This is a genomic window from Psychrobacter fulvigenes (genome assembly GCF_904846155.1).
In the GTDB taxonomy this organism is placed as follows: domain Bacteria; phylum Pseudomonadota; class Gammaproteobacteria; order Pseudomonadales; family Moraxellaceae; genus Psychrobacter; species Psychrobacter fulvigenes.
The window spans coordinates 1104415-1129474 of record NZ_CAJGZP010000001.1 but is presented as its reverse complement, the minus strand read 5'-3'; the positions used below and the strand labels follow the sequence as shown (position 1 = coordinate 1129474).

21 protein-coding genes are annotated in these 25060 nt (G+C 42.9%); 12 read left to right on the top strand and 9 right to left on the bottom strand.

Features of this window, described 5'->3' with window-relative positions; genetic code table 11:
• Positions 1-53 precede the first annotated feature (53 nt).
• Positions 54-1025, top strand: coding sequence for a tRNA dihydrouridine(20/20a) synthase DusA (gene dusA, locus JMX03_RS05065; protein WP_201594946.1), 972 nt, complete (start codon positions 54-56; stop codon positions 1023-1025).
• Between the two features lie 45 nt (positions 1026-1070).
• On the opposite strand, the gene JMX03_RS05060 is transcribed toward dusA, so the two are convergent.
• The 4 genes from JMX03_RS05060 to JMX03_RS05045 all read right to left on the bottom strand — a co-directional run bounded on the left by JMX03_RS05060 (position 1071) and on the right by JMX03_RS05045 (position 7441).
• On the bottom strand, positions 1071-1880 hold the full coding sequence (locus JMX03_RS05060; protein ID WP_227695334.1) for a CPBP family intramembrane glutamic endopeptidase: 810 nt from the start codon (positions 1878-1880) through the stop codon (positions 1071-1073).
• Between the two features lie 173 nt (positions 1881-2053).
• Positions 2054-2941 carry an alpha/beta hydrolase gene (locus tag JMX03_RS05055; protein ID WP_201594944.1) on the bottom strand — a complete coding sequence of 296 codons (888 nt, stop codon included), beginning with the start codon at positions 2939-2941 and terminating at the stop codon, positions 2054-2056.
• 133 nt (positions 2942-3074) lie between these two features.
• Entirely contained in the window at positions 3075-4136 is a 1062-nt protein-coding gene (gene sppA, locus JMX03_RS05050; RefSeq protein WP_201594942.1) for a signal peptide peptidase SppA, read from the bottom strand.
• A 287-nt stretch (positions 4137-4423) separates the two neighbouring features.
• A complete protein-coding gene (locus JMX03_RS05045) occupies positions 4424-7441 on the bottom strand; it encodes a ComEC/Rec2 family competence protein (RefSeq protein ID WP_201594940.1) in 3018 nt (1005 codons plus the stop codon).
• A 397-nt stretch (positions 7442-7838) separates the two neighbouring features.
• On the opposite strand from JMX03_RS05045, the gene JMX03_RS05040 reads away from it, so the two are divergent.
• Positions 7839-8414 carry a DUF2062 domain-containing protein gene (locus JMX03_RS05040; RefSeq protein ID WP_201594938.1) on the top strand — a complete coding sequence of 192 codons (576 nt, stop codon included), beginning with the start codon at positions 7839-7841 and terminating at the stop codon, positions 8412-8414.
• Between the two features lie 341 nt (positions 8415-8755).
• On the opposite strand, the gene lolD is transcribed toward JMX03_RS05040, so the two are convergent.
• Entirely contained in the window at positions 8756-9436 is a 681-nt protein-coding gene (lolD, locus tag JMX03_RS05035; protein ID WP_201575147.1) for a lipoprotein-releasing ABC transporter ATP-binding protein LolD, read from the bottom strand.
• A 79-nt stretch (positions 9437-9515) separates the two neighbouring features.
• Positions 9516-10751, bottom strand: a complete 1236-nt coding sequence (locus JMX03_RS05030) for a lipoprotein-releasing ABC transporter permease subunit (RefSeq protein ID WP_201575148.1) — start codon at positions 10749-10751, stop codon at positions 9516-9518.
• 641 nt (positions 10752-11392) lie between these two features.
• On the opposite strand from JMX03_RS05030, the gene JMX03_RS05025 reads away from it, so the two are divergent.
• A complete protein-coding gene (locus JMX03_RS05025; protein WP_201594936.1) occupies positions 11393-12373 on the top strand; it encodes a hypothetical protein in 981 nt (326 codons plus the stop codon).
• Between the two features lie 130 nt (positions 12374-12503).
• Here the strand turns inward: JMX03_RS05025 and JMX03_RS05020 are convergent, their stop codons facing one another.
• The gene (locus JMX03_RS05020; RefSeq protein ID WP_201575150.1) at positions 12504-12893 is read right to left on the bottom strand and encodes an SCP2 sterol-binding domain-containing protein; all 390 of its coding nucleotides are present in this window, start codon (positions 12891-12893) and stop codon (positions 12504-12506) included.
• A gap of 1117 nt (positions 12894-14010) precedes the next feature.
• On the opposite strand from JMX03_RS05020, the gene ccoN reads away from it, so the two are divergent.
• From ccoN to JMX03_RS04990, 6 genes are all read left to right on the top strand, one after another.
• Entirely contained in the window at positions 14011-15492 is a 1482-nt protein-coding gene (gene ccoN, locus JMX03_RS05015; protein WP_201575151.1) for a cytochrome-c oxidase, cbb3-type subunit I, read from the top strand.
• Positions 15493-15501: 9 nt separating this feature from the next.
• Positions 15502-16140, top strand: coding sequence for a cytochrome-c oxidase, cbb3-type subunit II (ccoO, locus tag JMX03_RS05010; protein ID WP_201594934.1), 639 nt, complete (start codon positions 15502-15504; stop codon positions 16138-16140).
• Positions 16140-16322 carry a cbb3-type cytochrome oxidase subunit 3 gene (locus tag JMX03_RS05005; protein WP_201575153.1) on the top strand — a complete coding sequence of 61 codons (183 nt, stop codon included), beginning with the start codon at positions 16140-16142 and terminating at the stop codon, positions 16320-16322. Before ccoO ends, JMX03_RS05005 begins: the two co-directional genes overlap by 1 nt.
• Complete coding sequence (gene ccoP / locus JMX03_RS05000; RefSeq protein ID WP_201594932.1) at positions 16319-17470, top strand: cytochrome-c oxidase, cbb3-type subunit III; 1152 nt, start codon at positions 16319-16321, stop codon at positions 17468-17470. Before JMX03_RS05005 ends, ccoP begins: the two co-directional genes overlap by 4 nt.
• Before the next feature lie 410 nt (positions 17471-17880).
• Entirely contained in the window at positions 17881-19290 is a 1410-nt protein-coding gene (gene ccoG / locus JMX03_RS04995) for a cytochrome c oxidase accessory protein CcoG (RefSeq protein WP_201575155.1), read from the top strand.
• A gap of 192 nt (positions 19291-19482) precedes the next feature.
• A complete protein-coding gene (locus JMX03_RS04990) occupies positions 19483-20073 on the top strand; it encodes a FixH family protein (protein WP_201575156.1) in 591 nt (196 codons plus the stop codon).
• Between the two features lie 146 nt (positions 20074-20219).
• Here the strand turns inward: JMX03_RS04990 and ttcA are convergent, their stop codons facing one another.
• A complete protein-coding gene (ttcA, locus tag JMX03_RS04985) occupies positions 20220-21332 on the bottom strand; it encodes a tRNA 2-thiocytidine(32) synthetase TtcA (protein WP_201594930.1) in 1113 nt (370 codons plus the stop codon).
• A 308-nt stretch (positions 21333-21640) separates the two neighbouring features.
• On the opposite strand from ttcA, the gene queC reads away from it, so the two are divergent.
• From queC to JMX03_RS04970, 3 genes are all read left to right on the top strand, one after another.
• Positions 21641-22438, top strand: a complete 798-nt coding sequence (gene queC, locus JMX03_RS04980) for a 7-cyano-7-deazaguanine synthase QueC (protein WP_201594928.1) — start codon at positions 21641-21643, stop codon at positions 22436-22438.
• 175 nt (positions 22439-22613) lie between these two features.
• Positions 22614-22943, top strand: a complete 330-nt coding sequence (locus tag JMX03_RS04975; RefSeq protein WP_201575159.1) for a hypothetical protein — start codon at positions 22614-22616, stop codon at positions 22941-22943.
• Positions 22944-23102: 159 nt separating this feature from the next.
• Positions 23103-23600: a peroxiredoxin gene (locus JMX03_RS04970; protein WP_201594926.1), complete on the top strand. Its 498-nt coding sequence runs from the start codon at positions 23103-23105 to the stop codon at positions 23598-23600.
• Positions 23601-23679: 79 nt separating this feature from the next.
• Here the strand turns inward: JMX03_RS04970 and JMX03_RS04965 are convergent, their stop codons facing one another.
• Positions 23680-25053 (bottom strand): DUF1501 domain-containing protein, encoded by a 1374-nt coding sequence (locus tag JMX03_RS04965; RefSeq protein WP_201594924.1) that lies wholly within the window; start codon positions 25051-25053, stop codon positions 23680-23682.
• Positions 25054-25060 lie beyond the last annotated feature (7 nt).

The window sequence follows — 25060 nt, the reverse complement described above, 5'->3', positions numbered from 1 at the left end:
TTCTAAGCTGATAGCAGATAGATATTGAACGCATAAAAATTAAGGGTGATACCATGGTTGATATGACCAATAAGCGACTGTCGGTCGCTCCTATGATTGACTGGACTACCACAGATTATCGTTACTTTGCGCGGCTTTTTAATCCGCATGTGTACCTATATACTGAGATGATAAGTACGGGTGCGCTGATCCATGGCAATCGACAACGACACCTACGCTTTGATTCCCTCGAACATCCACTTGTGCTGCAACTTGGTGGCGCAGATATTAGTGAGATGACCGAGTGCGCCGAGTTCGCTCAGCAGCATGGTTATGATGAGGTAAATATCAATGTTGGCTGCCCATCCGACCGTGTACAGCATAATAAGATTGGTGCCTGTTTAATGGCTGAGCCTGAGACGGTTGCTGATTTGGTAAAACATATGCAAGCGGCCGTCGACATTCCAGTGACGGTGAAGCATCGTATTGGTATTGATGATTTTGACAGTTATGAGTTTATGTCGCAGTTTGTGCAGACAGTAGCTGCGGCTGGCTGTACACGCTTTATTGTGCATGCGCGTACTGCATGGCTGCAAGGGCTTAGTCCCAAACAAAACCGTGAGATACCGCCGCTGCGTTATGACGATGTCTACCGCCTGAAACAAGAGTTTCCAGCGCTTGATATCGAGATCAATGGCGGTATCGACACTGTCGCAGACATTGCAGCACACTTGCAGCATATCGATGGAGTGATGATTGGTCGGGCCTTTTATCACAACCCTTACCTATTAGCAGAGGCCAATAGCTTATGGGATCAGCCCGCACCGAAACGCTCAGATATTTTGGCGCAGCTGTATCCATACTTAGAAGAGCAAGTCGCAAAAGGTGAAGCGCTGCCGACGATGACGCGACATTACTTAGGATTGTTTCAAGGGCTAATGGGTGCACGCAAATGGCGACAAGCCTTGAGCGGCAAACCGCATTTAACGATTGCAGATATTAAACAAGCAGCATCTGAGGTGCTGCAGCTAAATCCTAACGCATAGTTAGTTTTATTGGCATTTTCGCCAAATGTTTAAAACCTCTAGCAACTAAGAAACTTGCGATAGATACTGCCACATCGCTGTGCCATTATTGAGTATGTGTAACAATATTGGCAGTATTAAAGAGCCTGATTTGAGGCGCGCATAACAAAATATCAAAGCCAATACCACGATGGTGCTTATCTCATAAATACCGTATTGCAAATGAATAACGGCAAAAATAAGACTGGTGATTATGCTAGCAACCAACGCACAGCGCTGCTCCGAATATGAGGGCGCGGAGAACTGCTCAGCGATCGCCGACCACAAGATACCGCGAAACACCAACTGCTCATATATCGGTGCGACAATCACCATCGCAAAAACCAACAGCCATACCGAACTGACAGATTGATATAAAGGATCGACAAACACCAAGGGTGACTTATCTAATACATAGGTCAACACCTGACTGCCAATCATAAAGAGAATGAGCACCCCAAGCAAACCCATACCGACCGCTAATGAAAACGGTTTGAGCGCCAAATACTGACGCACATCAGCAGATTTTAATCGTAGGATTAAAACACTAAGCGCTGTTATTAATGCACAGCTGATGATGATTGAGACACTGACCACCGTGCCGTCGTTACCGCCAAAAAGAAAAACATCGCCCACTGTCGCAGTCTTAACTGCCGGCAATAACCACTTGCCTGCCACATATATTCCTATCAATTGGCTGATAAAAAAAGCCACTATCATGCCGATGACCAGAAAAAACGCACCCAAACGTGAAAACAAAGGTGTACGGCCAAAATCAGGCTGAGAGGCAGTGTTGTTTAAAACGGAAACAGGGTTAAGCTTATTATGGTTTGTCATAGAACAGGAACTCAAGATGGTAACCTATAGTCAAGGAATTTTAAAATCGCTACAAGGCGACCGACCGCAGATAGTACACTAAGTACATTTAGGCCGGGTAACACCGTAGCGGTTTAAAAGCGCTCCGACTATATCGGCTCTTATAGAGAGCCTAGTCTCAGTAATAGCAAACTCTAAGTCGATAGCTGCTGATTGATAAGCGTTAAGACTTGCTTCGAGACAGACTCTGGATATTCTAAGGGGAACATGCGACCACCAGCATGGGTTTCATAAGAGATACCCAAGCGCGTTTTAATTTTTTTGGGAAATTTCTGTTTCAAAAATATACTATCGTCACCGATGATCAAGGTAACAGGTGGCTTAGGTCTACGATTCGGTACCAGCCAATACCAAGACGGGTTGGTCCGAAACACGGCCACCTCAGTCGCTTTGGGTATCGCCAATGTTACTTTGCCATTCGCACAGTCATGTAATCCATGCTCAATATATCCGTCAAAGCTACGCTCATCAAAATTCTTAAAAAACCCTTTATGACGCATTTTTTCATAGGCTTCTTCGCGGCTGTCCCACACGTCTCGGCGGTTTTTGGAAATGCCAGAAGGCGACAACTTATCCATCAAGCGATTATTCATCAGGGGCAACTTATCCGCTGTCTTCGCCAGATGCCACAGCAGACTGGTCGTCCCATAAATCCAAGGCGGATCCATCAGTACTGCTTGGTTAAAGCGCTCAGGCGCGCGATACAGCGCCTGCAACGTACACATAGCACCAAGTGAATGTCCGACGGCTACTAGCTGTTTCACACCATGCTGCTCGCAGGTACGCTCCACACTATCAATAATTTGCTGCGTTAAACTGCGCCAGTGATCATCAACAGGATAATCTGGATCGACTCCCATCATCGGAATATATTCGATGGTAAAAAGCTCAGCCAGTCCAGCAAAGAATGGCTCATAGACAGCGCTAGGCATGCCGTTGGCGTGCGCAAAATGTATGACAGGCTTTTTTGTTTTATGAGATACAGGTAATGACGCAAAGTTCTGTAAGCTTAGTTCCCTCATGACAGGCTCCCGTGGGTTTATATGATTATTTGGTGTTTTTTATAATTGTAAGGTTTTATATATAATTAAGGCTGAGCATAACCATATACTCAGCCTTAACAATCATACACATTTAATCGACTATAGAAAATACTTAGCGCATCTCAACATTACCATCTTCTTTTGGTAAAACATCAAGATTGATACTTGAGCCAACGCCTGCACCTAACTTAACTGCAAAACGCTCCATGAATAACTGGAATGGATCTCGCGGCGTATAGTTCACCACATTATCGAGCTCCAACTGTCTTTCTAAGCTGGCAATACTGCCCTTTTTATCTGCCAATCCAAGCTCAATTGATTGCTCGCCTGTCCAAAATAATCCCGAAAACAGTTTGTTATCTTCTGGGTTTTTTAAACGGTCGCCGCGGCCTTCTTTAACCGCATTAATGAAGTGCTTGTGGGTGTTGTCCAGCACTTTTTCGACATGCTGCGCTTCATAATTACTTAGTGGACGCGACAGACTCAAGATGTCTTTATATTCACCTGCAGTGATGGTTCGATCTTCAATGCCAACCTTGTCCATCAAGCTTTCGATATTGTAGCTTGGCATAATGACGCCAATAGAACCAACAAGGCTTGAAGGATTCACATAGATCTCATCTGCAGCAGAAGCGATGTAATACGCGCCAGAGGCACCGATATCACCAATGACAGCATAGAGCTTTTTATCAGGGTACTCTTGGCGTAAGTCCATCATGGTTTGCCAGATTTCATCCGACTGCACTGGTGAGCCACCAGGCGAGTTAATTTCTAATGCTACCGCTTTTGAGTTTTTATTTTCAAAAGCGCGAGTCAAAGCCTTGCTCACATCGTAAGAGTTGGCAACATCATTAGCACTTATCGTACCTTGCACCTCGACGACAGCCAAATGTGGTTTAGTGGTATCGATACCGTCAAGGGTCGCTGGTTTTTCAGCACTACAACCGCGTCCAATGGTAATAAATACCAATAAGATGTAACCGAAAGTCAGTAGTTTAAAAAAGATACCCCAACGTCTCGAGCGACGCTGCTCTTCCACACTAGCCAGTAGAGTTTTTTCAATGAGACGCCACTCTTGTCCACTCGGCTGATTTGGCGACATTTGTTGCATTGGCGCTGGCTGGTTTGTCCCGTTATCAGGACGTTTATTAGGGTCTGGCGGCCAGTTAGGCATATAACTTCCTAGGTAAGATTCAATCTAAAACGATAAATAAAAAAGTATTTATTCGATTTTGATATCAGATCGATATCAACAAAACAATAAGCTACTAAGTATGGTGGCTTTTTAGTTGCGGTTCAATAGTGAAAGCGTGAAATGTCGCCTTATTATACAATTATAGTCGGAGCACTTTTAAACCGCTACGGTGTTACCCGCCCTAGAGGTACTTAGTGTACTATCTGCGGTCGGTCGCCTTGTAGCGATTTTAAAACTCCTTGACTATAGCAATACTACGACCTGCTTTAAGGTACAGAACCAAGAGGTAAAGCCACTGCTAAATCCTTACCATCATAGCTTACTACCTCTGTTACTTGCTGACGACTTAGCACATCAGGAGAAACTTGCGACATACTATGAGTTACCCACCGAGTAGATAGAGCAATTGACCGCTGAACGGAAAGGTTAGGCATCCTGTCAGTAGCCAATGGCTCAGCGGGGCATATTAGTGACCATAGTTGCCAGACACGCTGATGAGTCGCTGTATCTAGCACAAGACGTGATTGCAGACGCTCTGGTTGATAAGTATCCTGCTGTGATATTGAGTTTGGTTCTGGCAGTTGCTTTAATAGTGGCCTAGACACTGTTGATAGCTCTGTAGTCAGCTTTTGAGTATTGAGTAGTAACGGCTGCTGCGGGTTGGCAGCATTGTATTGAACCACTTCAATTGGCTGCCCACTATCAATCGCGATACTACAATCCCAAACGCTACTATCTGCTATTTCACTCCAACCTGTCATTGCTTGCAGCATTAAATCTCCAGTGGGAAGCTGCCAAGCTTTACCCTGATCACAATTTTGGGCGCTGATAGTCGTTACCGCTGTAGATGGATTACTGTCGCTATATAACTGCTGAAACGTCGACCATCGTTCATGACCTCCTGCCTGCCAATATTGATTAGTCGGCAAGCTCTGGCTCAATTGTAAAACGGTCATCGGCAGCAGCTCAGACACTTGTGTATTATGACGAGCGCTGTTATTAGGCGTTAATGAATTTGATGACTGCTTCGATAGCGTATCGGTTAATTGTGGCACGCTGGTCTGTACCACAATACCTTCTATGCGTTTGACAGACAATGTACGCAACTGTTGCTCTAAAGTCGCAGACAGATTATCCGCCGTTAGCGTACTAGCCATCGTATGTTTACTTTGTAGTCGATGATCTGCTAAAAAAAGCCAGCTGACGTTACCTGCAGCTGAGTGTGAGTCTCCACTAGCACCCTTATTATCCTCAATAGGATACTGCAACAGTGCGGCACTTATATATTGATCACCCGTTGGCAAGACATATAATGTTGGCGTTGTAGAGAATGACTGCTGATTGGCATAGACTGTCATCATTAGAAGAGTCAATGGCGGCAGGACCAACCAACGACTGATCACGCCACGTGGTAATATCCAAGGCAACATAGCCATTAACGCTATCAATATTATAGCCATATTCACTGGTGTATATAGCCATGCACCTGGTAATGCTGGCAATGATGTCAGCCACACTATCAGCTCATGTAAACTGGCTACTATCATACTGACCAATGCCCAAATGCTATCAGCGACAGTAGGTAATAACACAAAGCAAAGCCCTGCCAACAGATTCAGTGGCACAATAACCCAGCCAAATAGACCGATGGCAAATAGATTGATAACCAAACCCCATAGCGATGCCTTACCAAACAATAGCAAGGTAATAGGTAGCAGCGCTATAAACAGCCAAAACTGCAGTTTGAATATGCGTTTCCCTGTCAGCCATATCCGCGTGAGCACTGTGTTATTTTTATGGATAGTATGGCTAGGGGCTCGCCGATGAGGTTGTGGTAACTGTGAGTGACTTTGCGTGTGCAGGGTATCATCATATTTTAGCAACAGCGCCACGGCGATAAAAGACAACCAATATCCCGCTTGCCACAGCACATAGGGATCAATCCACGCCATCAATACGGCTAATGCCAGTAGTACGCGCATAGTACTGATGGGCAATAAAGTCAATCTGATCAGCCCTATTGCTAATAACATCCACGCGGTACGCGCAGCTGGTACGTCAAACCCTGTGAATAAAGCATAGATAAAAGCGGCACTGATCATCACCCACCAACGCACTTGCCAACGCGGTAGAGTGCGATACAGCGCGGGCCACAGACGATCGAATAATAATACTGCGGTACTGGCCAACATAATCGCCAAAAATAAAACGTGCGTGCCTGAGATGGCTAGCAAATGCGAGATACCTGCCAGTTGGTATAGGTCTTTGGTATCGCGGTTGATTAAGCTGCGATCTCCCGTCAGCAGGCTTAGCGTCACCGCTTTGGCTTGTTGCTCGGCGGTGGTGTGTAATGCCCAATCTTGATAGAAATGCTGCCGTAGCTGCCAGCGCCATTGATCAATATGAATGCGTAAGCGTTTCAAGGACGAGTGAGACGCAGAGTTAGAAAAGCTCTCAGATGCAGCTGCCAAAGTCTCTGAGCTATTGACTGATTTAATGGGGGTTCCAGCTGCTATAACAGTCGCCACCCCATCAATATGACGAGCGCGCAACCAACGATAACTGTCAAAGCCAGATGGGTTATTAAGAGCCTGCTGTGAGGTTGCCAACGGTGCAATTGCCAATGTCATTAGCAGTTGATCGTTAGGCTGCAGATGGTTTAAAGCCATCAAATCATTATTTTTATTAGCACTTTGTGGATATGCATTAAGTAAAACTCGATATTGGAGATTATTATCGCCCTCTATGCTACTTAGGCTATTTTCGTTAAGATAGTCTTGCGTTTGTGTCTGCAAATCTTGAGAGCTTAATTCAGAAACCAAGGGGGAAAGTGCTTGTATTGTCGCCACTTGGCGATAGCCGCTGTTGGTCTCAGGGTCATAGACACTATCACTAATGCCCTCAACGGTGACCCATGCTTGTACTCGCATAGATTCAGTAAGCTTTGTCGATTCTGCCTGCCAATGGCCAGATAACGCTTGTAGCGCACTGCCAATAACTACAAGACTGGCTATTAAAATCGCCAATAGATGACGAGAAAACTTGAAGAACAAAGCACGAGTAAGCGATTGGGTTTTTGAAAGTGAACTATTGCTAGTATTTAATGGCAAAGCGTTGCGCTGAATGATAAATAATAAAAGGATGGTCGTTATGATTAAGAAAAGCCAAACCAAGGAGCTCGGCATACTTTCTAATAGTGAAACCTTTGGCAAAGCAATATCATCAGCGATGTCCAATACCGCTATCATGATAGTAATCACTAAAATACCAACTAGCCAATACACCAGCACTCCTTGCTTGATGATTTAAAAATTTACCAAGAATATTTGACTCTCAATTTAGGGCTTATAATCAATTAAATTACGAGGGTAGAAGTATAAATACTTTAATTACCGACACGACCTACTATAGACCATCATAGACTCTGGCTTTAGATAGCGAAAAGTGGCATCAAAAATAGCAGCAGCTCATCGACAACCTACTTTGTAATATCTCATTGTAAAGCACCGACAATAGCATTTATTACTATATTAGCCTATACTAATTAGGCATGTCGCGGATACATTTATTCGCTAATTTTTGACCCTTACCATCCTATTTTTCTACTCAAGATCGTGTAATCGCACACCAGTCTTTCGCATTATACTCAGCGGAATGTAGATAATGATTTAAGGCAAGCCTGTGCCCAATAAAAGTCTTAAAAAACTACTGCCCACGCCCGAAACAATACTAGCAAGTCGCACCTTAAAACTATTTGCGCCGCATCTGGCTGACCCGCGTTTGTGGCAATTCAACCGCCACAGTTTGAATAAAGCGGTATATATTGGTGTGCTCAGTGCTTTTTTTCCACTACCAGGACAAATGCTGCTAGCCTTGATTGGAGCGCTTATTTTTCGTGCCAATGTACCTATGGCACTTGGCCTGACATGGATTACCAATCCTCTGACGACCCTACCCATTTTTTATGCCGGCTACTATGTGGGCGCAAAGATTATGGGTGAACCGATGATTAGCTTACGCCTGATCGGCAGGATGATTGCTGACTTTAGCTTATGGGTATTGTCAGATGGCGCCAATCCCTTAGTTACCTACAGTGGCACGGTATCTTTGACGGCGTTCTGCTTGGGGTTAACGATACTGGCAATTATCACCAGTATTATTTGTGGATTGGCATTCAAAGGTACTTGGCGTTACAAAACTGTCACTAGTTGGCAAAAACGTCAACGACAGCGTTCAAACAAACCACCAAAATTTTAATCAAGTCTCTCATCATAGTCAGAACTAAAAATCAAAAAAGCCGTTATTAAAACGGCTTTTATCTTATCTAAATGGGTCATTCCCTTTTTCGATACTATCAAAAGCAGAAACCGGAGCATCATTTTGATTCATAATGTTGCTTTTTATAGTTTGAATGACGTAGGTTAAAGTCGAAGCTATCTTGCGACTTTATAGTAAACCCTAAATAAAAAAGTACGATTATGATAGCGTGCCACTAGTATAAATTTTCCTTGCGTGCTGTATTCACAGAGGCTGCACAAAATTCATCCTAGTGGCACTGTGTTTATTTTATAGTGGGTCGACTATATTAGTGATAAAGCTTAATACTCTTCCCAATGCCCGTTGCGTAACAACAACTGTCTATCTGCCAGTGCTGCTAAATTACGATCATGCGTGACCATCAATAGTGCGGTTTGCATGGTACTCTGTAGCTCTGACAACAGACCGAAGACACTTTGGGCATTGTCATAGTCTAAGTTACCAGTGGGTTCATCTGCTAAGATAACCGACGGCTTGGTCACTAGTGCACGGGCGATGGCCACACGCTGACGCTCACCGCCTGACAGCTCACCTGGTCTATGATTCAATCTGTGTCCCAAACCTACATTTTCCAAGATTTCAACTGCTTGCTGCCGCGCATCCGTGGTGGAGACTTTTGGACGCATCAATAAAGGCATTGCAACGTTTTCTATCGCCGTGAACTCTGCTAATAGATGATGGAATTGATAAATAAATCCCAAATACTGATTGCGCATTGCACCGCGCTGGGTTTCATTCATGTTGTTTAGACATTTGCCATGTAGCCATACCTCACCACTGGTCGGAGTGTCCAGCCCCCCTAGTAAATGCAACAAAGTACTTTTACCTGAGCCACTAGTGCCAACGATAGCAATACGCTCGCCAGCATTAACGGACAGATCCAAACCCGTCAGTACTTGCGTACGCACCGCACCCTCATCGTATATCTTACTGATGTTACTTGCTTCTAAGATGGCCGCCATACTGCTTCCTTCATTTATACTTATTATCAATTTAAAAACCGCCCTGTAGTTTTTATAACTCTATAGGGCGTATTGTGAGCTACTCATAACGCAGCGTCTGTGCAGGCTGAATTTTGGCTGCGCGACGTGCAGGGTAAATGGTTGCCAAAAAGCTCAATACAAATGAAGCACCCGTAATGAGCACCACGTCAGACAAACGCAGCTGTGACGGCAGATAATTAATAAAATAAGCATCAAATAGGTTCAGACCAAAGCTTTGATTAATCCAGCCTAAGATATCACTGACACTTAGGGCAAACACAATCCCAAGTATCGTACCTGCGACCGTACCAATCACTCCAATCACAACACCTTGCACCATAAAAACTTGCGTAATCAAGCGCGGTGAGGCGCCAAAAGTTTTTAAGATCGCAATGTCTGCTTTTTTGTCCGTCACTAGCATGACCAAGCTTGAGACAATATTAAAAGCGGCAACCAAAATGATCAAAAACAGCAGTAAACCAACCATCGCTTTTTCCATTTGGATTGCACCAAATAGATTGCCATGGGTTTGTGTCCAATCATTTGGATACAACTGCTGAGGCGCAATGGCAGCAGCATTCTGGGCGGCAATGGGTGCGTTAAACAGATCGTCAAGCTTCATACGTACCCCTTGTGCGCCTTCTGGCAGACGTAGGAGCTTGGCCGCATCATTCATCGGAATAAAGGCCATTAAGCTATCGACTTCAGGACTAATGCTGAAGATACCCGTCAAGGTAAAACGCTTAAAGCGTGGTATCACCCCTGCAGGTGATGGGGAGGCTTCTGGCAATACCAGCGTGACTTTGTCACCTAACCCCAACCCTAAAGACCGCACCATCTCTTCACCCAGCACGATACTAAAGTCACCGTTTTTTAACGTATCAATACTGCCTTCTGTCATATGATTATCAATAATAGAGACGTTTTTTTCATATTCAGGCTCTATACCAGTCACCATAATTCCAGCGACTTGACCGTTTGCTGTCAGCATCCCTTGCAGCTGAATAAAAGGTGCAACTGCGGTGACTTCGGGATCTTCTTCAATACGATCAGCCAACAACTTCCAATCGCTAATAACCTCAGGAGATGTCACTGTCGCCTGCGGCACCATCCCCAAAATACGGGTTTTTAACTCACGATCAAAGCCATTCATTACCGATAAGACTGTGATCAGTACCGCAACCCCAAGGGTCAAACCCACCATTGATATCAACGATATAAAAGAGATAAAGCCATTACTACGCTCTGCTCGGGTGTACCGTAAGCCGATAAATAACGCTAAAGGACGAAACATATTCAAACTCTTTATCTTATTCACATACCTATTTTGGCTATCTTAGGCACATCAATCTGGTTTAAGACAGGCCAGCTATTTATCTGGCTTTTATTTAACTATTTTTATTTACTTAATTTTATCTAGGGCGTGTCCTCATTTTAAAAATGAGATAAATTGCCGTCAAACAAGCAAAATAGCGCAGATAATATCAGGATATTACCTAGCTACTTGACGCTGTTTGGCAAGATTCAGCCATTTTTAGCCCATTTAGGTATCCTTCGATTGAATTGAGGACATGCCCTAACAGGCGCTGCCAAAAAGTGGATAGTTTGACACAATTTATCTAACATATGCCAATCATTCGCAAAAACTGCTGGGTATTTTCTAACAAAAAACTTGGCTTTGTTATTATTTTTTTGTGAGGGGCTTGCTATTAGTTGCTTCCATACCTATATATTGTATGCTAAGGACAATTGTCATTAACCCATCATTGTCGTTTGGTACGCCTTTGCTAGTCATATTAGCTGCATAAACATAGCATATCAGCTAGCAAAGACCTTATAGATTGCTTAGACATTAACTTACTGTACTAGCAACAAAGACTAGTAATAAAGTCTTCGCGACCAAATGACATGGCTGACTTAATTTTGAGTATTTTCATGACCATCAATTATCAATATAAAAACGTACAATCTCCCACAAAAATCACCTTATCTGACGAGCAGACCGCTGGTCATGCTGATCATTGGCGTATTTTAACCGACGATATGAGTCATGATGTGCCAGAATGGTTGCAGCAGATGATCGAAAAAGCGGCATTACCAAAAGGCCTAAACGCCAACGTTAGCACTCAAGACAACTGCTTGCTGCTTTCAGAAGATCAGCCATGCCATATTAACCAAGTGTTGGCCATGAAAGATGGCAAGCCTGAATGCTTTATCAACGCTTATCCTTGTATCAATGGCCCCTATGGTCTGACTTGCACCATCGAACGTATGATCGTTAATGACAATTCACATGACGCAGTACTACGCCTGCGGAGTGATGATGGCAGCATCATTTATGCTTTTGACCAACTATATACTGCCAACCGTCATTTATATCAACAAAACACGCCTTACTTTGTCAATTTTAGCGCCTGGGCTCATGAGTTTACGCTTAGTCAGCAAGACGAAGTCATCATGGTAGAAGATAAAGAAGCCATTCGTTATCACCGTGCCTTTAACGACATCGTTGCTGCTAACGATGGACAAGTTCCAGACGATATCCAAGAGCAAATCCAAAATTGGCAGCCCAAAACCGAAGAACAAATGGCTCCAGTAGAGATTAACCTAGGTCATATGTGCGCCTATCTATTCGGCGATACCTTGGGCCAAGAAGATGAAGCCTGGTGTCAAGGTCAAGTATTAGGCAAGCAGGAGACCTCATTCAATGGCAAGTCCATCCTTTTGTTTGATGTCGTCATATTGCGTGAGCAAAATGCTACCCCATTTGTGGTTCGTATCGGCGTAGTCAATACAACAGAGACTCAAGCTATCCAAGTCAATGATTATATTCAAGCAAATATCTGGCTCCAAGCTGCGATCTACAAAGAGAATCAAAACTCTGAATCATCAAATCAGCAGTCACAAGCGAGCTAGATAACGACCGCATTTGGCAGACTTCATCTTGTGATGACTGTCTTTTCTAATGCAACAGCAGCCATAAAGAAAGCCCCTAACCATGTTAGGGGCTTTCTTTATGGCTTTTATATATTGCAAACTTACGTGATTATGCCAATGTCGTCATTGACTTGATGTTTCTGAATAGCTCTTTTTGTTCTGAGCTTGGGCGTGCGCTTTGCAGCGCCATCAACTGTGACATATCCCCTTCCACGCGGATATTACCATTCATAAACGCGCCCATAATCTGATTCATATCAAAATCAGTGACAATAGACTGTAAAGTATCACGATCTAACAATAGCGTCGTGGTAGCGTTGTCATTCAAGCCTTTATGTAACAAACCATTGGCGTAATTGGCTTCAATGTCTTGCTCAGCGTCAGAAACTTTTAGATTAATGACCATAGTGGCCAATGCCGGTGGTAAGTTCAACTCGCCAGCCTCATTCCCCAACTGCTCAACTTGCTCAAACCATGCGTCTGTCAAAAAAACTGCCATCTTATTATCCTCTAAGAATTAATGATTATTAATACTACTGCGCTCCATTATGGCGTGGTTTTGTTATAAGTAAAACCAAAAACCTCACCATTTGCCAAATTGTAACAAATTATCATGGATTTGGGTCTATGGACGGTTATCTTTTATAAAAAACAGCCTATTACCTTTTAGCATCGTTTACCTTCTACCAAACTGCTAGCAGTCATAGAGTTCTAACAAGCGTTTAGAGTAATCCCTTACATCTTATGTTGATATATTAGGGTTTTTTGTTATGATAAGCGCCGGTAATGATGGCTAAGATTGTTATTCATGCATATTATCAAGCTAACCGTATAGTCAAACTTAACTAAAAATCACAAACACCCTCCGATAAATTTGTTCTTAACATCTTGCCTTTATCAGAGTATCATAAGTTAAATCATATGGTTATCAATAACGAGTCAGTATTGATGACAAGAAAGCGCTGCTTTTAGAGATTGATAATATGTATGAATAATATAAATAGTATTTAGCACACAAAGTGAGCGGATTATTTGGCTTGATGGCGTTTGCCTTGTCATTACTTCTAATCTTAATTAACAAATAGGGATTTATCGCTGCTCTACTAGGCATTAGTAAAGATAGTCGGCTAAATTATTTATTAAAGAGTTTGTATTTGGCGTATAGTCCTGATGATATTTCATTAAGATTGCGTTACAATACCTTCAAACAGAGTCGGGAGTGTTAACTGAACGTTACTTAAGCATGTTTTGTCAGCTGCTATTAGCATACCTCTATAGTTATTAGGCTTTTATTAGCCAAGTATCGATACTTTTATACAGTCAGATGTTTGATGCTAGAAAGACAGCTTACTTTTCAATCAACTTTAACAGTGTATTAATCATCTCAGATTTGCTTGGCCGAGATCATAGCGCCTCTCAGTGCTCATCTCTTATCAGTTTCGCTGATAACTTGCGACAACCTAAACAGATAATTAATGAATTGTTACGGTGATAATTAAGTCAGACAATGACATGTGCTACTGTGTTGCTATAGTTTTAAATACCTTGCTATAGACTATACAATGCGTAGAATCAGTTAATACTGTTGATAATTCGGGCTGTAAAGGAATCATCCAATGAGTTTACAAAACACAGCAGTCGCCCCAGTTGACCGTGAATACGAAATCACTATCGTACGATTTTTTACGATCATGGCCGTAGTTTGGGGCATCGTCGGCATGAGTCTTGGTGTGTTCATTGCTTCACAGTTGGCATGGCCAGCACTTAACTTTGACATTCCATGGTTGACCTTTAGTCGTCTAAGACCATTGCATACTAATGCCGTCATTTTTGCGTTCGGTGGCTCTGCCCTGTTCGCGACGTCTTATTATATTGTCCAACGGACGTGTAAAACGAGGTTATTCGCACCTTATCTGGCGTGGTTTACCTTTTGGGGTTGGCAAGCCGTTATTGTAGCAGCTGTCATTACGCTTCCTTTAGGGTTAACGTCTACCAAAGAATACGCTGAACTTGAGTGGCCAATCGATATTCTAATTGCTTTGGTATGGGTCTCTTATGCCATTGTTTTCTTTGGAACATTGATTAAACGTAAAACCTCACATATCTATGTGGCTAACTGGTTCTTTGCAGCTTTTATTATTACGATTGCATTACTGCATATCGTTAACAGTATGGCTATTCCTGTTAGTGCGTTTAAATCTTACTCACTATTTGGCGGTGCAACTGACGCCATGGTGCAGTGGTGGTACGGGCATAACGCAGTAGGTTTTTATCTAACAGCGGCATTCTTGGGAATGATGTATTACTTCGTTCCTGTACAGATTGGTCGCCCTATCTATTCTTATCGTTTGTCTATCGTTCACTTTTGGGCGCTCATTGCGTCTTATATGTGGGCTGGTGGTCACCATTTGCATTACTCAGCACTACCAGACTGGACGCAGTCACTGGCGATGGTATTCTCTATCATCCTATTCGCACCCTCTTGGGGTGGTATGATCAACGGTGTTTTAACCTTGTCTGGCAGCTGGGATAAGCTACGTACTGATCCAATCATTCGCTTTATGATTGTGGCATTGTCGTTCTATGCGATGTCAACTTTCGAAGGCCCAATGATGTCTATCAAGACGGTCAACGCGTTATCGCATAACACTGACTGGACAGTAGGTCACGTACACTCAGGTGCGCTTGGTTGGGTAGGTATGATTACCATAGGGTCATTATATGTACTGTTACCACGTATCTATAACAAACCAAAAATGTATTCTATCAGTCTGATTAATACTCACTTTTGGTTTGCAACTGCAGGTACTATTTTCTATATTGTTTCAATGTGGATCTCAGGTATTGGTCAAGGCATGATGTGGTTAGCTACGAACCCTGATGGTACTTTGGTATATAGCTTCGTTGATACGGTTGAATTCTCGCATTACCCATATATCGGGCGTGCCTTTGGTGGTCTGTTATATGTGACTGGTATGTTTGTGATGGCGTACAACGTCTACAAGACACTCCAAATGCCTGAAGGTAAGCCAGTTGATGTGGCTGATCCAACAGATCATAAACCTAGTGTCGATGCACCACAGACAGCTAACGTATAAGGAGCGATCATGGCTGGTACACCGCATGAAATTATTGAAAAAAATACAGGCTTATTGGTCATCTTTATTGTCATCGCAATCAGCTTTGCAACTTTGGTTGAGATCGTACCGCTGATTTATGATAACAAAAGTCCTGAAGATGGCGGGGTGAATGCTCCCCTGCCCGCTATGGAGCCTTGGACTGCGCTTGAGTTTGAAGGTCGTGACATTTATATTCGTGAAGGTTGTCACGTTTGTCACACTCAAATGATTCGCCCGCTACGTGCTGAAGTTGAACGTTATGGGCCATACACACGCGCTGCTGAGTCAACATGGGATCATCCATTCTTATGGGGATCAAAACGTACTGGACCTGACTTGGCACGTGTTGGTCAGCGCTATTCAGAGGAATGGCAAAAACAACATTTGATTGATCCACAATCATTAGTTCCTGAGTCAGTCATGCCAGGCTTTCCATGGCTTGCCACCAACGAAGTTAATGGTGTAAAAGTCCATACTAAAATGCGTCTATTCCGCGATCGTTTCGGCGTTCCTTATACTGAAGAAGATATCGAAGGGGCCCCTGATGTAGTGCTCGGCGCTACTGAACTTGACGCTCTGGTTGCCTATCTGCAACAGCTAGGTACTGCAATGGAAGGACAGCGCTAATGGGTATTGGTGAATTACAAACAATTGCAACCGTTTCTGCCTTCATTGCCTTTATAGGCGTTGCATGGTGGGCGTATTCGCCAAAAAACAAAAAACGCTTCGAAGAAGATGCACAACTTGCGCTTGATGACGAGGTCAAAGAGCCTTTATCTGAAGAGCAGCGCAATAAGGATGAACGATGACATTTTTTTGGAGTTCTTGGATTACCATCCTCAGTATCATGTGTTGGGCAGGTATTCTTGGGGTCTTGTTATATGTATTAAAATATAAACCTGATCTCGAAGAAGACGGTACTACTGGTCATACTTATGACGGTATTCAAGAATACGATAAACCGCTTCCTAAATGGTGGTTGGTAATATTTTTTGGCTCAATCATTTGGGGTGCTGCATACTGGGTATTTTTCCCAGCTATTCAACCAGCAAACTGGGACGGCATCGCAACGGTAGAAGTCGATGGCGAGACTGTACCTTGGTCGTCAAAAAATGAGTTATATAGTGAACTTGAAAGCAATAACAAAGTATTCACCGATAACTTTGAGCAAAACATTTTGGCAAAGGCTGGTGCCAGTGACGCGACAAAAACGCTAGCAGCACTTGCTGATATGCAAACGACTCTGCGTCGCAATGAAGAACCACCAGCAGACCTACAAACTCAGATCGATGACAAAGTCACTGAATTAGCGCCTTATGTTGAAAAGCTATCTTCAGATCCAAATGCATTGAAAGTTGGTAGCCGTCTCTTCTTACAGAACTGCTCGGTCTGTCATGGCTCTAACGCTAAGGGTGCCATTGGTTATCCAAATCTAACGGATAATGAATGGATACATGGAGGCAAGCCTGAAAATATCTTGCTGACCTTACACAATGGTCGAAATGCTGGTATAGACTACAGCAAGAATCCTGCTGCGTTGCCGATGCCTGCTTGGCGCGACGATCTTGGCGAAGATGGCATACGTGCTGTAGCAGAATATGTACTGTCAATCTCTGGCAATCAAAGAGATTATGATCTAGACCAGACGATGGTTACACAGGGTGAGGCTTTATTTAAAGAACCTACTAACTGTGTGCTTTGTCACGGTGAAGATGGTAAGGGCATGATATCTACGGGTGCTCCAAATCTAACTGACAATATCTGGCTATGGGGCGATACTCGCGAATCACTCCGTGAAACCTTACGTTATGGCCGTGCTGGTGTGATGCCTGAGTGGCAGACTAAACTGGGTAATGAGCGTATTATGCTACTAGCTGCCTATGTTTACTCACTATCAGACAAAACTCCTGCAACAGCCACAGCTACTAATGCCGCTGAAGCTACTGCTGCAAATTGATATTGATTCGATGGTTTATGTGATATACGCCGCTGAATATTAGTTTTTTAAGCAATTGCTTCATATGGAATTGAAAGATGTTATAAAAAGGAGGACTGTCACTACAGTTCTCCTTTTTTATTTCAATGCTCCCACTACAGCGTCAAAACATATTGAGGCTTTGGAGCGCTCAGTGATTGTTTTTTCATATTGATTCCCCATTATTATGAGGGAGATGATAAAATAGTCATTATAATAATCAGTATTATATAATCGTTCATTTGGTAGACAGTATGGTGGTTTTATTTTTGACATACCTACTCTCTACTTACTGACATTGATAACAATTCAAGCCCACGCACCCCAGTTTTCTTAGTAGGTGCTTGTTACTCATGCCAGCAGACTGATTCTTTGTTTAAAGAGGCAAGTTTATGTCAGCACAACAACCCAATAAAATCCCCGTACAACAAATAGATCTCAACGCCGAAAAGAAACGTGTCCATCCTCGATTTGTGACAGGCTTTTATCAAAACATCCGTGTCATTACCATGTATGCGCTGTTGGCAGCGTTCTTGCTATTACCTTGGCTGCGTTATAATGGCAGACAAGCCATTTGGTTTGATGTCCCTTCTCAGCACTATTATATTTTTGGCTTGACGTTTTTGACGCAAGACTTCTATTTTGTCGCGGCATTCGCGATTATTTCTGCCTTTACTTTATTTATGGTAACGGTTTACGCTGGACGCGTATGGTGCGGCTATGCATGTCCACAGACCATTTGGACACACCTGTATCAACATATAGAGAAGTGGGTTATTGGCGAGCGTAACAAGCGCATCAAATTCGACAAGTCGCCAATGAGCGCGACTAAAGCCTTTAAACGCTTCTTGATATACTTTATTTGGTTTGTGTTATCTGTCATTACCGCAGCGACTTTTGTCAGCTACGTTGCGGGTACTGACTTTATGTACGGCAATTGGCAGATGATAGGCTTCATCCCATTCCCTGATTGGCCAACGTGGGTATGGATAGCAATGTTTATCTTTACTTTTGCCACTTATGCAAACGCCGGCTACATGCGTGAGCAGATGTGTGTTCAGATCTGTCCTTATGGTCGCTTTCAAAGCGTAATGTTTGACAAAGATACCTTGATTGTCTCTTATGACTATGAGCGCGGCGAGCCTCGCGGGGCCCGCAAAAAAGGCACAAATCCAGATCACTTAGGCGACTGTATTGAATGTACCATGTGTGTGCAGGTCTGCCCTACTGGCATTGATATTCGCGACGGTCTGCAAGTCGCTTGTATTCAATGCGCTGCTTGTGTCGATGCCTGTAATGAAATCATGGATAAAGTTGGCTATCCACGTGGATTGATCCGCTATACGACCGAAAGACAGTTAGCCGAAAAAGAACCAAGTCGTGTCTTACGTCCGCGTCTTTTTGCTTACTTAGCGGTGCTCACTATATTATGTGGTGGACTTTTATATACCTTGATAGATCGTGTGCCGCTAGAGATTGATATTCGCCGTGACCGCAATCAGCTATCTTCGATTAATAATCAGGGTATGATTGAAAACAGCTATATCGTCAAACTGACCAATAAAACACAAGATGAGCATACCTACAAGATTACACTTGAGCCGCAAGACGGGCTAAGTTTGCAGCTACGTTTTAATGATGTGCCGCTTGTAGCGGGTGAAAGCTTCGATATGTCTGTTAGTATTTATGGTGATCCGGATATTGTAGAGCCAGGTCAAACTCCCATTGTTTTGACAGTCGCCAGTGAAGATGGCAAATATAAAGTAAGTAAGCAAAACGTCTTTACGACTCAAGGTCAATAAGCTGATAGCCGACTAGAATGCCAAACTTGTAATGCTAGGTATGCATTAAGCGCATACTTAGCAGATGCAAGATTTGGATAATCAAGCTATAATAAGGACTAGAGGCTGTATAAAATTTTGTCTGAACTTATTGTTATTTATCAGTTTTTTCCTCTGATCCAGTAAGCCTCTGCTACAGCATATAGGTATATTATGTCTACACCAACTCAAGCACCAAACTTTAAGCATCAAGATAGCCAGCCATGGTACAAAAACTACATGGTGATTATCTTTGTTATCGGGCTACCAGCCTTCGTCGTGGTGGCTTGTATTTTTTTCGTTTATTATTCCTATCAAATCCGTGATAGCGTGGTACGTGACGACTGGTACATGGATGGTAAAACACTGTATCATGATGTATCGCGTGACAAGCTCACTTATGATTTAGACTTACGTGGTGACTTGCAGTTCTCACCAGAAGGGGAGATTGTCTTTGAGCTCAATTATCCAGAGCAAAGCCTACAAACTGGCAAGCTTTTAAATGGTGAGCCTCTCACTTATCCAGATAAGCTGGAGTTATCTATCTCTCATGCTACTGATATCAAAAAAGATCGTGATGTCATTCTCGAGCATCAAGGTGGTAACAAATATAGCGCTCAGGTAGATCTTGATCCACTCAAGGCCAAATACTACTTGCAGGTAAGTAATGATGGAAAGGATGATTGGCGCATGCAGGATGTCGCAAAACTGCCCAGTGCAGAAGTGATCTTTAATCCATTGCCTGTGTTTGCAAAAGAATCTTAATGATACCTCTTATATGCCACGGTTAAATCAATAAAAAGTACTACCGACAGTGGACAGTGCCAGATCTGACTCTTTAACACATCATAATTATTTCCAATAAAAAAACCAGCCATTGAATAGCTGGTTTTTTATTGTGTTGATGCTGATTAAATAACGGGATTAATCGTTGGTATTTTCTGCGCTACACTGGAATTATCGCTAGTCGTACTGTCATTTGCTGATAGCTTACTATTGGCAAATTTTGGATTATAGGTCTGCGTTTTTGGGGCAACTGGCAATCCAATATCAGCGAGGCTCTCGGTCTGCCCTGCCTGAATATTATCACCTTCAAATAAGCGCTCATCATCATCACGCTCTAAATTTAATCGCTCAAAATCAAACAGCTCACGATCTGCTAATTGCGACGGTGCGACATTTTGCATTGCCTTAAAGATGGACGCCAAACGCTGTGGATGTGCGTCATCCCACTCCCGTAGCATGTCATTGATGATGGCACGTTGTAGGTTGGTTTGACTGCCGCATAGGTTACAAGGAATAATTGGAAACTCTTTCATACGAGCATATTCGATGATGTCTTTTTCTTCAACATAGGCCAATGGACGAATTAAAATGTTTTGTTTGTCATCACTGAGCAGCTTAGGTGGCATGGCTTTTAGCGCGCCACCATGAAAAAGGTTAAGAAAAAAAGTTGCTAAAATATCATCGCGATGATGACCAAGGGCTATTTTGGTTGCACCAATCTGTTTGGCAAAGCCATACAAGGAGCCGCGGCGCAAGCGTGAACATGCCGAGCAGTAAGTTTTACCTTCTGGCACCACGCTTTTGACAATGCTATACGTATCTTTTTCTAAAATATAATGGGCGATGCCTTGTTCGTTTAAGTAGTTAGGCAATATATCTTCTGGGTAACCAGGCTGCTTTTGGTCCAAGTTCACCGCCACAATATCAAAGCTAATCGGTGCAATGCGTTTTAATAACAGCAGAATATCTAGCAAGGTATAGCTGTCTTTGCCTCCTGACACACAAACCATTACCACGTCACCCTCTTCGATCATATTAAAGTCACGAATCGCCCATGATACTTGTCTGCGTAGTTTTTTCTGTAATTTACGAAAGCTTGCTGACTCAGTCGCCACTTGCTCAGTATTATCCTTTCCAATATCTCCATGATCAGAGTCGCTATTGAACGGCTCGGTGTCAGTAGATGTAACATTAGATGATGGCACCAACTCTGGTACATATAGATTGGCTGTGGTCATAAATTACTCAATATCATTACAGGGATGGTTTGCAAGAAGGCGACTGTCAATGAGGTGAAATGAAGCGTCTCATAAAAATCCCAGCGATTATAACAAATTTTGCTAACAGTTTGAAAAGATAGCCATTAAATGATGACGTTAAATATAATCGCTATTGAGCATAGGCTTTGTAGCTCAGTCTTTTTAGTATGGTCTTTTTAGCATAGTATTTTTAGCATAGCCTCTGTCGTTTTGCCTTTACGGTTCAGTAATGAGGCTAAATTTGCTAAAATAGCCGCTTTTCGCCAATTGTTGATAGACCCAACACTATGACTAATGTTTCGCTGCCACCTACCTCACTGAATCAAGAACCTGACTCTACTGTGACCACTCTAGAGAATAATCAGAACGCTGTCGTTCTATTGTCAGGAGGGCTTGACTCGGTCACTTGTCTTTATTGGGCTAAGGCGCGCTATGCAGCTGTCACCGCGGTAAGCTTTAACTATGGTCAGCGCCACAATAGCGAGCTTGTCGCGGCAAAGACTATTGCCGAAACGGCTGGAGTCAATCACCGCATTATTGATATCGACATTGCCCAGCTTGGCGGCTCATCCCTAACTGATCACAGTATGATCGTGCCAGACAGTGATGCTGATAAGTTTCCTAATAAAAAATACGATACGATTGATAACGATGCCATTCCTAATACCTACGTACCCGCGCGTAATACGATATTTTTGTCCTATGCGCTTGCTGTTGCAGAAGTGACCGATGCCAATCACATCGTCATCGGTGTCAGTTCAGTGGATTACTCTGGCTATCCTGACTGCCGTCCTGAATATATTGCCGCTTTTGAACATATGGCCAACCTAGCAACCAAAGCTGGGGTTACTGGTCATCGGCTAACCATTCAAACGCCACTACAACAGCTCTCTAAAGCAAAAACCATTGAGCTTGGATTATCGCTTGGGGTTGACTATGCGCAAACCATCTCTTGTTATCAAGCAGACAATCAAGGCCGTGCATGCGGATTATGCGATAGCTGCGCGCTACGCCGTCAAGGGTTTGCTCAAGCTGGCGTCTCTGATCCTACTCACTATCAGCCCCAATATCAGTCTCAAAATTAGTTGCTAGCTCAAGCGCTTTCAGGTGGCAACTATGTATGAGCATTGGCGGCTTCGAGATAGTATAAACAAAAGCGTAACATTTACTTGCATCAAGACAGCACGCGTACGGTGTTATTTAGTCAATATAATTGCTATCGTATGAACCACTGTATTCATAGTAAATAAGAGGAAGTTTATGAAGCTGTTGCAAGCACTACCTTTAGCGCTGATCGGTCTTATGGCTATACCACAAGCGAACGCTACCGATATCAAGCAAGATAATATCAATCAGTGTGTCGCTGGCGCCGTCAAATACAAAGTCGCTGATAAAAGTACTGCGACAAAACTGTGTAACTGTACCATTGGTGTCCGTAGTAAAATGACCATCGGTCAAATGTGGGAAATCGAGAGCTATGCTAAGGATAAAAAAGATCCTTCAAGCCTGCCATACGTTAAAAAGATGCAAAAAGACTTGCAGCAATGCACCGAAGGGCTGGATCTAAAGCAGCCACAAAAACCTGCTTAACCTCATAAGTAAAATGTCTCATATAAAAGACTGGCAATCGTCAGTCTTTTTTTCGTTTTGCAGTTGCCAATGTAAGAGCAAAGTGTGAAACTAATCATCAAACAGTACTAAAGCTCTAATAACATTCACAAACAATATATAAATGACAAGGAATTTATAATGGCTAAACCTACTACTGAAGTGATTGACCTACCCGACTTTCCAGTCACTATCGTACGTGAGCTCGATGGTAACTTTATCCATGATAATATCAGTCTAAAAGAGTTGGTGACAAACTCTAGCAAGGGACTTATTCTCTATTTCTATCCAAAAGACAACACGCCTGGTTGTACCACGCAAGCCACAGACTTTACTGCTCATATCAATGATTTTGATACGCTTGGCTACGATATTATCGGCGTATCGCGTGATAGTGTGGAGTCACATGAGAAGTTCATTGCCAAGCACGATTTGCATATCCCGTTAATCAGTGATGGCGATGAAAAGCTATGTCAATACTTTGATGTGATTAAAGAAAAAAATATGTATGGCAAAATCACGCTTGGACTCGTACGCTCTACCTTTGTGTTTGATAAAAGTGGTACGCTCACTCATGCTCAGCGTAACCTACGTGCCAAAGACTATGCAGAACGTTTATTGGCTGTGCTGGCTTCTTAAATCATAAGTCTTGCCTAAGAATGAACCTTGGGCAAGACTTTATTTGAATATTATCGCAGGACTGATTGTAGGATTGGTATTAGCGACTCATAAATCCTAGATCTGGCTTATCAAACTTATAAAGATTTGGTGCTATCAACCCCAAATCACTATCTGATACCCCAAACCACTTTGCTAACGTCGCTGAATATTCGTCAATAGATGTCGTTGGAAGCAATCTACCTTGACCTACATCTTCAGGAGTATCCAAACCAATCTCTGGCGCTTTCCCATAAAACTCCCTACCGTTAACCGCGCCACCCATGATCAGATGATGACTGCCCCAACCATGGTCGGAGCCGTTACCATTACTACTAAAGGTACGTCCAAAATCTGATGCCGTAAAGGTAGTAACATTTTGAGTCACACCCAATTCTTCAGTGGCTTGGTAAAAGCTAGATAAAGCATCATCGAGCACAGCCATCAGCTTTTCATGTCTACTGAGCAGATTACTATGGGTATCAAAGTCACCAACTTTTACAAAAAACACCTGCCTTTTGACCCCAAGAGTATCACGAGATTTTATCAATCTTGCCACGGTCTTTAGCTGATCAGCCAGTGAATTACCAGTAGTAAACTGCGTCTTTAACTCACCAGACTCTCTTAGGGCAGACGACATAAGCTTTTCAGCCTCCATAGAACGCCTAGTAACTAAATTAATATGGTTTTCCATAATATTGTTACGGGGTGAGGTAATAATTTTTCTCAACGCTGCGGCGGTTTTTTGTGAATTATATAGCCAACTGTTTTCTCTAGCATACCAAATAGGAATAATACCGTCAGAGCTGACGTTTATTGCAGTGGCACGGTCTCCTGTTAAGAACAAAGAGTTGTCAGTGGTACTAATACAGGTAAACATAGATTGCGTATTCTGATTCAGAATCAAATCACCAATCTTTCCTCCCCAACCCTCTCTAAAGGCTTTGGAAGCGGTCGTTTCCCATAAATCCTTTTGGCTATTATGCGCAAATAGCTTTTGTGGTAGCGCGACAGATTTGCTTTTATATTGAGCAAGCGAGGTTGGTTCAATTAAGGTGCCGACATTCTGTAAGACCGCAAGCTTTTTAAGATGGAACAAACTGTTTAAGCCTGTAAGCTTAGGGTGAAATCCCCATTTTAACCCATCTGCTAAGTTGGTCGTTGGCCTCAATGGCAACACGGCGGATCGATCTAACGCAATGTCTTGTCGCACCTTTTTATAAGTATTGTAGTTGGTAGTATCGATTGGAATAAGAGTATTTGCTTGATCATTACCCCCGTCCAAAAATACACAGACTAACGCTTTATAGTCGGTAGCTGTGTGTGTAGCTGCTTCTGCCACACCCATCATATTGAGCGTAAGAGGACTGGCTACACCTGCTGCCGTTAAGTAGCCTAAACGCTTTAGAAATGCTCTTCTTGATAGTTCACTCATAATCATT

Bases quoted from the DNA above. Each gene is read 5' to 3' on its own strand.
- dusA (WP_201594946.1), top strand. From the start codon at position 54: ATGGTTGATATGACCAATAAGCGACTGTCGGTCGCTCCTATGATTGAC.
- JMX03_RS05060 (WP_227695334.1), bottom strand. From the start codon at position 1,880: ATGACAAACCATAATAAGCTTAACCCTGTTTCCGTTTTAAACAACACT.
- JMX03_RS05055 (WP_201594944.1), bottom strand. From the start codon at position 2,941: ATGAGGGAACTAAGCTTACAGAACTTTGCGTCATTACCTGTATCTCAT.
- sppA (WP_201594942.1), bottom strand. From the start codon at position 4,136: ATGCCTAACTGGCCGCCAGACCCTAATAAACGTCCTGATAACGGGACA.
- lolD (WP_201575147.1), bottom strand. From the start codon at position 9,436: ATGGCGGCCATCTTAGAAGCAAGTAACATCAGTAAGATATACGATGAG.
- JMX03_RS05030 (WP_201575148.1), bottom strand. From the start codon at position 10,751: ATGTTTCGTCCTTTAGCGTTATTTATCGGCTTACGGTACACCCGAGCA.
- JMX03_RS05025 (WP_201594936.1), top strand. From the start codon at position 11,393: ATGACCATCAATTATCAATATAAAAACGTACAATCTCCCACAAAAATC.
- JMX03_RS05020 (WP_201575150.1), bottom strand. From the start codon at position 12,893: ATGGCAGTTTTTTTGACAGACGCATGGTTTGAGCAAGTTGAGCAGTTG.
- ccoN (WP_201575151.1), top strand. From the start codon at position 14,011: ATGAGTTTACAAAACACAGCAGTCGCCCCAGTTGACCGTGAATACGAA.
- ccoO (WP_201594934.1), top strand. From the start codon at position 15,502: ATGGCTGGTACACCGCATGAAATTATTGAAAAAAATACAGGCTTATTG.
- JMX03_RS05005 (WP_201575153.1), top strand. From the start codon at position 16,140: ATGGGTATTGGTGAATTACAAACAATTGCAACCGTTTCTGCCTTCATT.
- ccoP (WP_201594932.1), top strand. From the start codon at position 16,319: ATGACATTTTTTTGGAGTTCTTGGATTACCATCCTCAGTATCATGTGT.
- ccoG (WP_201575155.1), top strand. From the start codon at position 17,881: ATGTCAGCACAACAACCCAATAAAATCCCCGTACAACAAATAGATCTC.
- JMX03_RS04990 (WP_201575156.1), top strand. From the start codon at position 19,483: ATGTCTACACCAACTCAAGCACCAAACTTTAAGCATCAAGATAGCCAG.
- ttcA (WP_201594930.1), bottom strand. From the start codon at position 21,332: ATGACCACAGCCAATCTATATGTACCAGAGTTGGTGCCATCATCTAAT.
- queC (WP_201594928.1), top strand. From the start codon at position 21,641: ATGACTAATGTTTCGCTGCCACCTACCTCACTGAATCAAGAACCTGAC.
- JMX03_RS04975 (WP_201575159.1), top strand. From the start codon at position 22,614: ATGAAGCTGTTGCAAGCACTACCTTTAGCGCTGATCGGTCTTATGGCT.
- JMX03_RS04970 (WP_201594926.1), top strand. From the start codon at position 23,103: ATGGCTAAACCTACTACTGAAGTGATTGACCTACCCGACTTTCCAGTC.
- JMX03_RS04965 (WP_201594924.1), bottom strand. From the start codon at position 25,053: ATGAGTGAACTATCAAGAAGAGCATTTCTAAAGCGTTTAGGCTACTTA.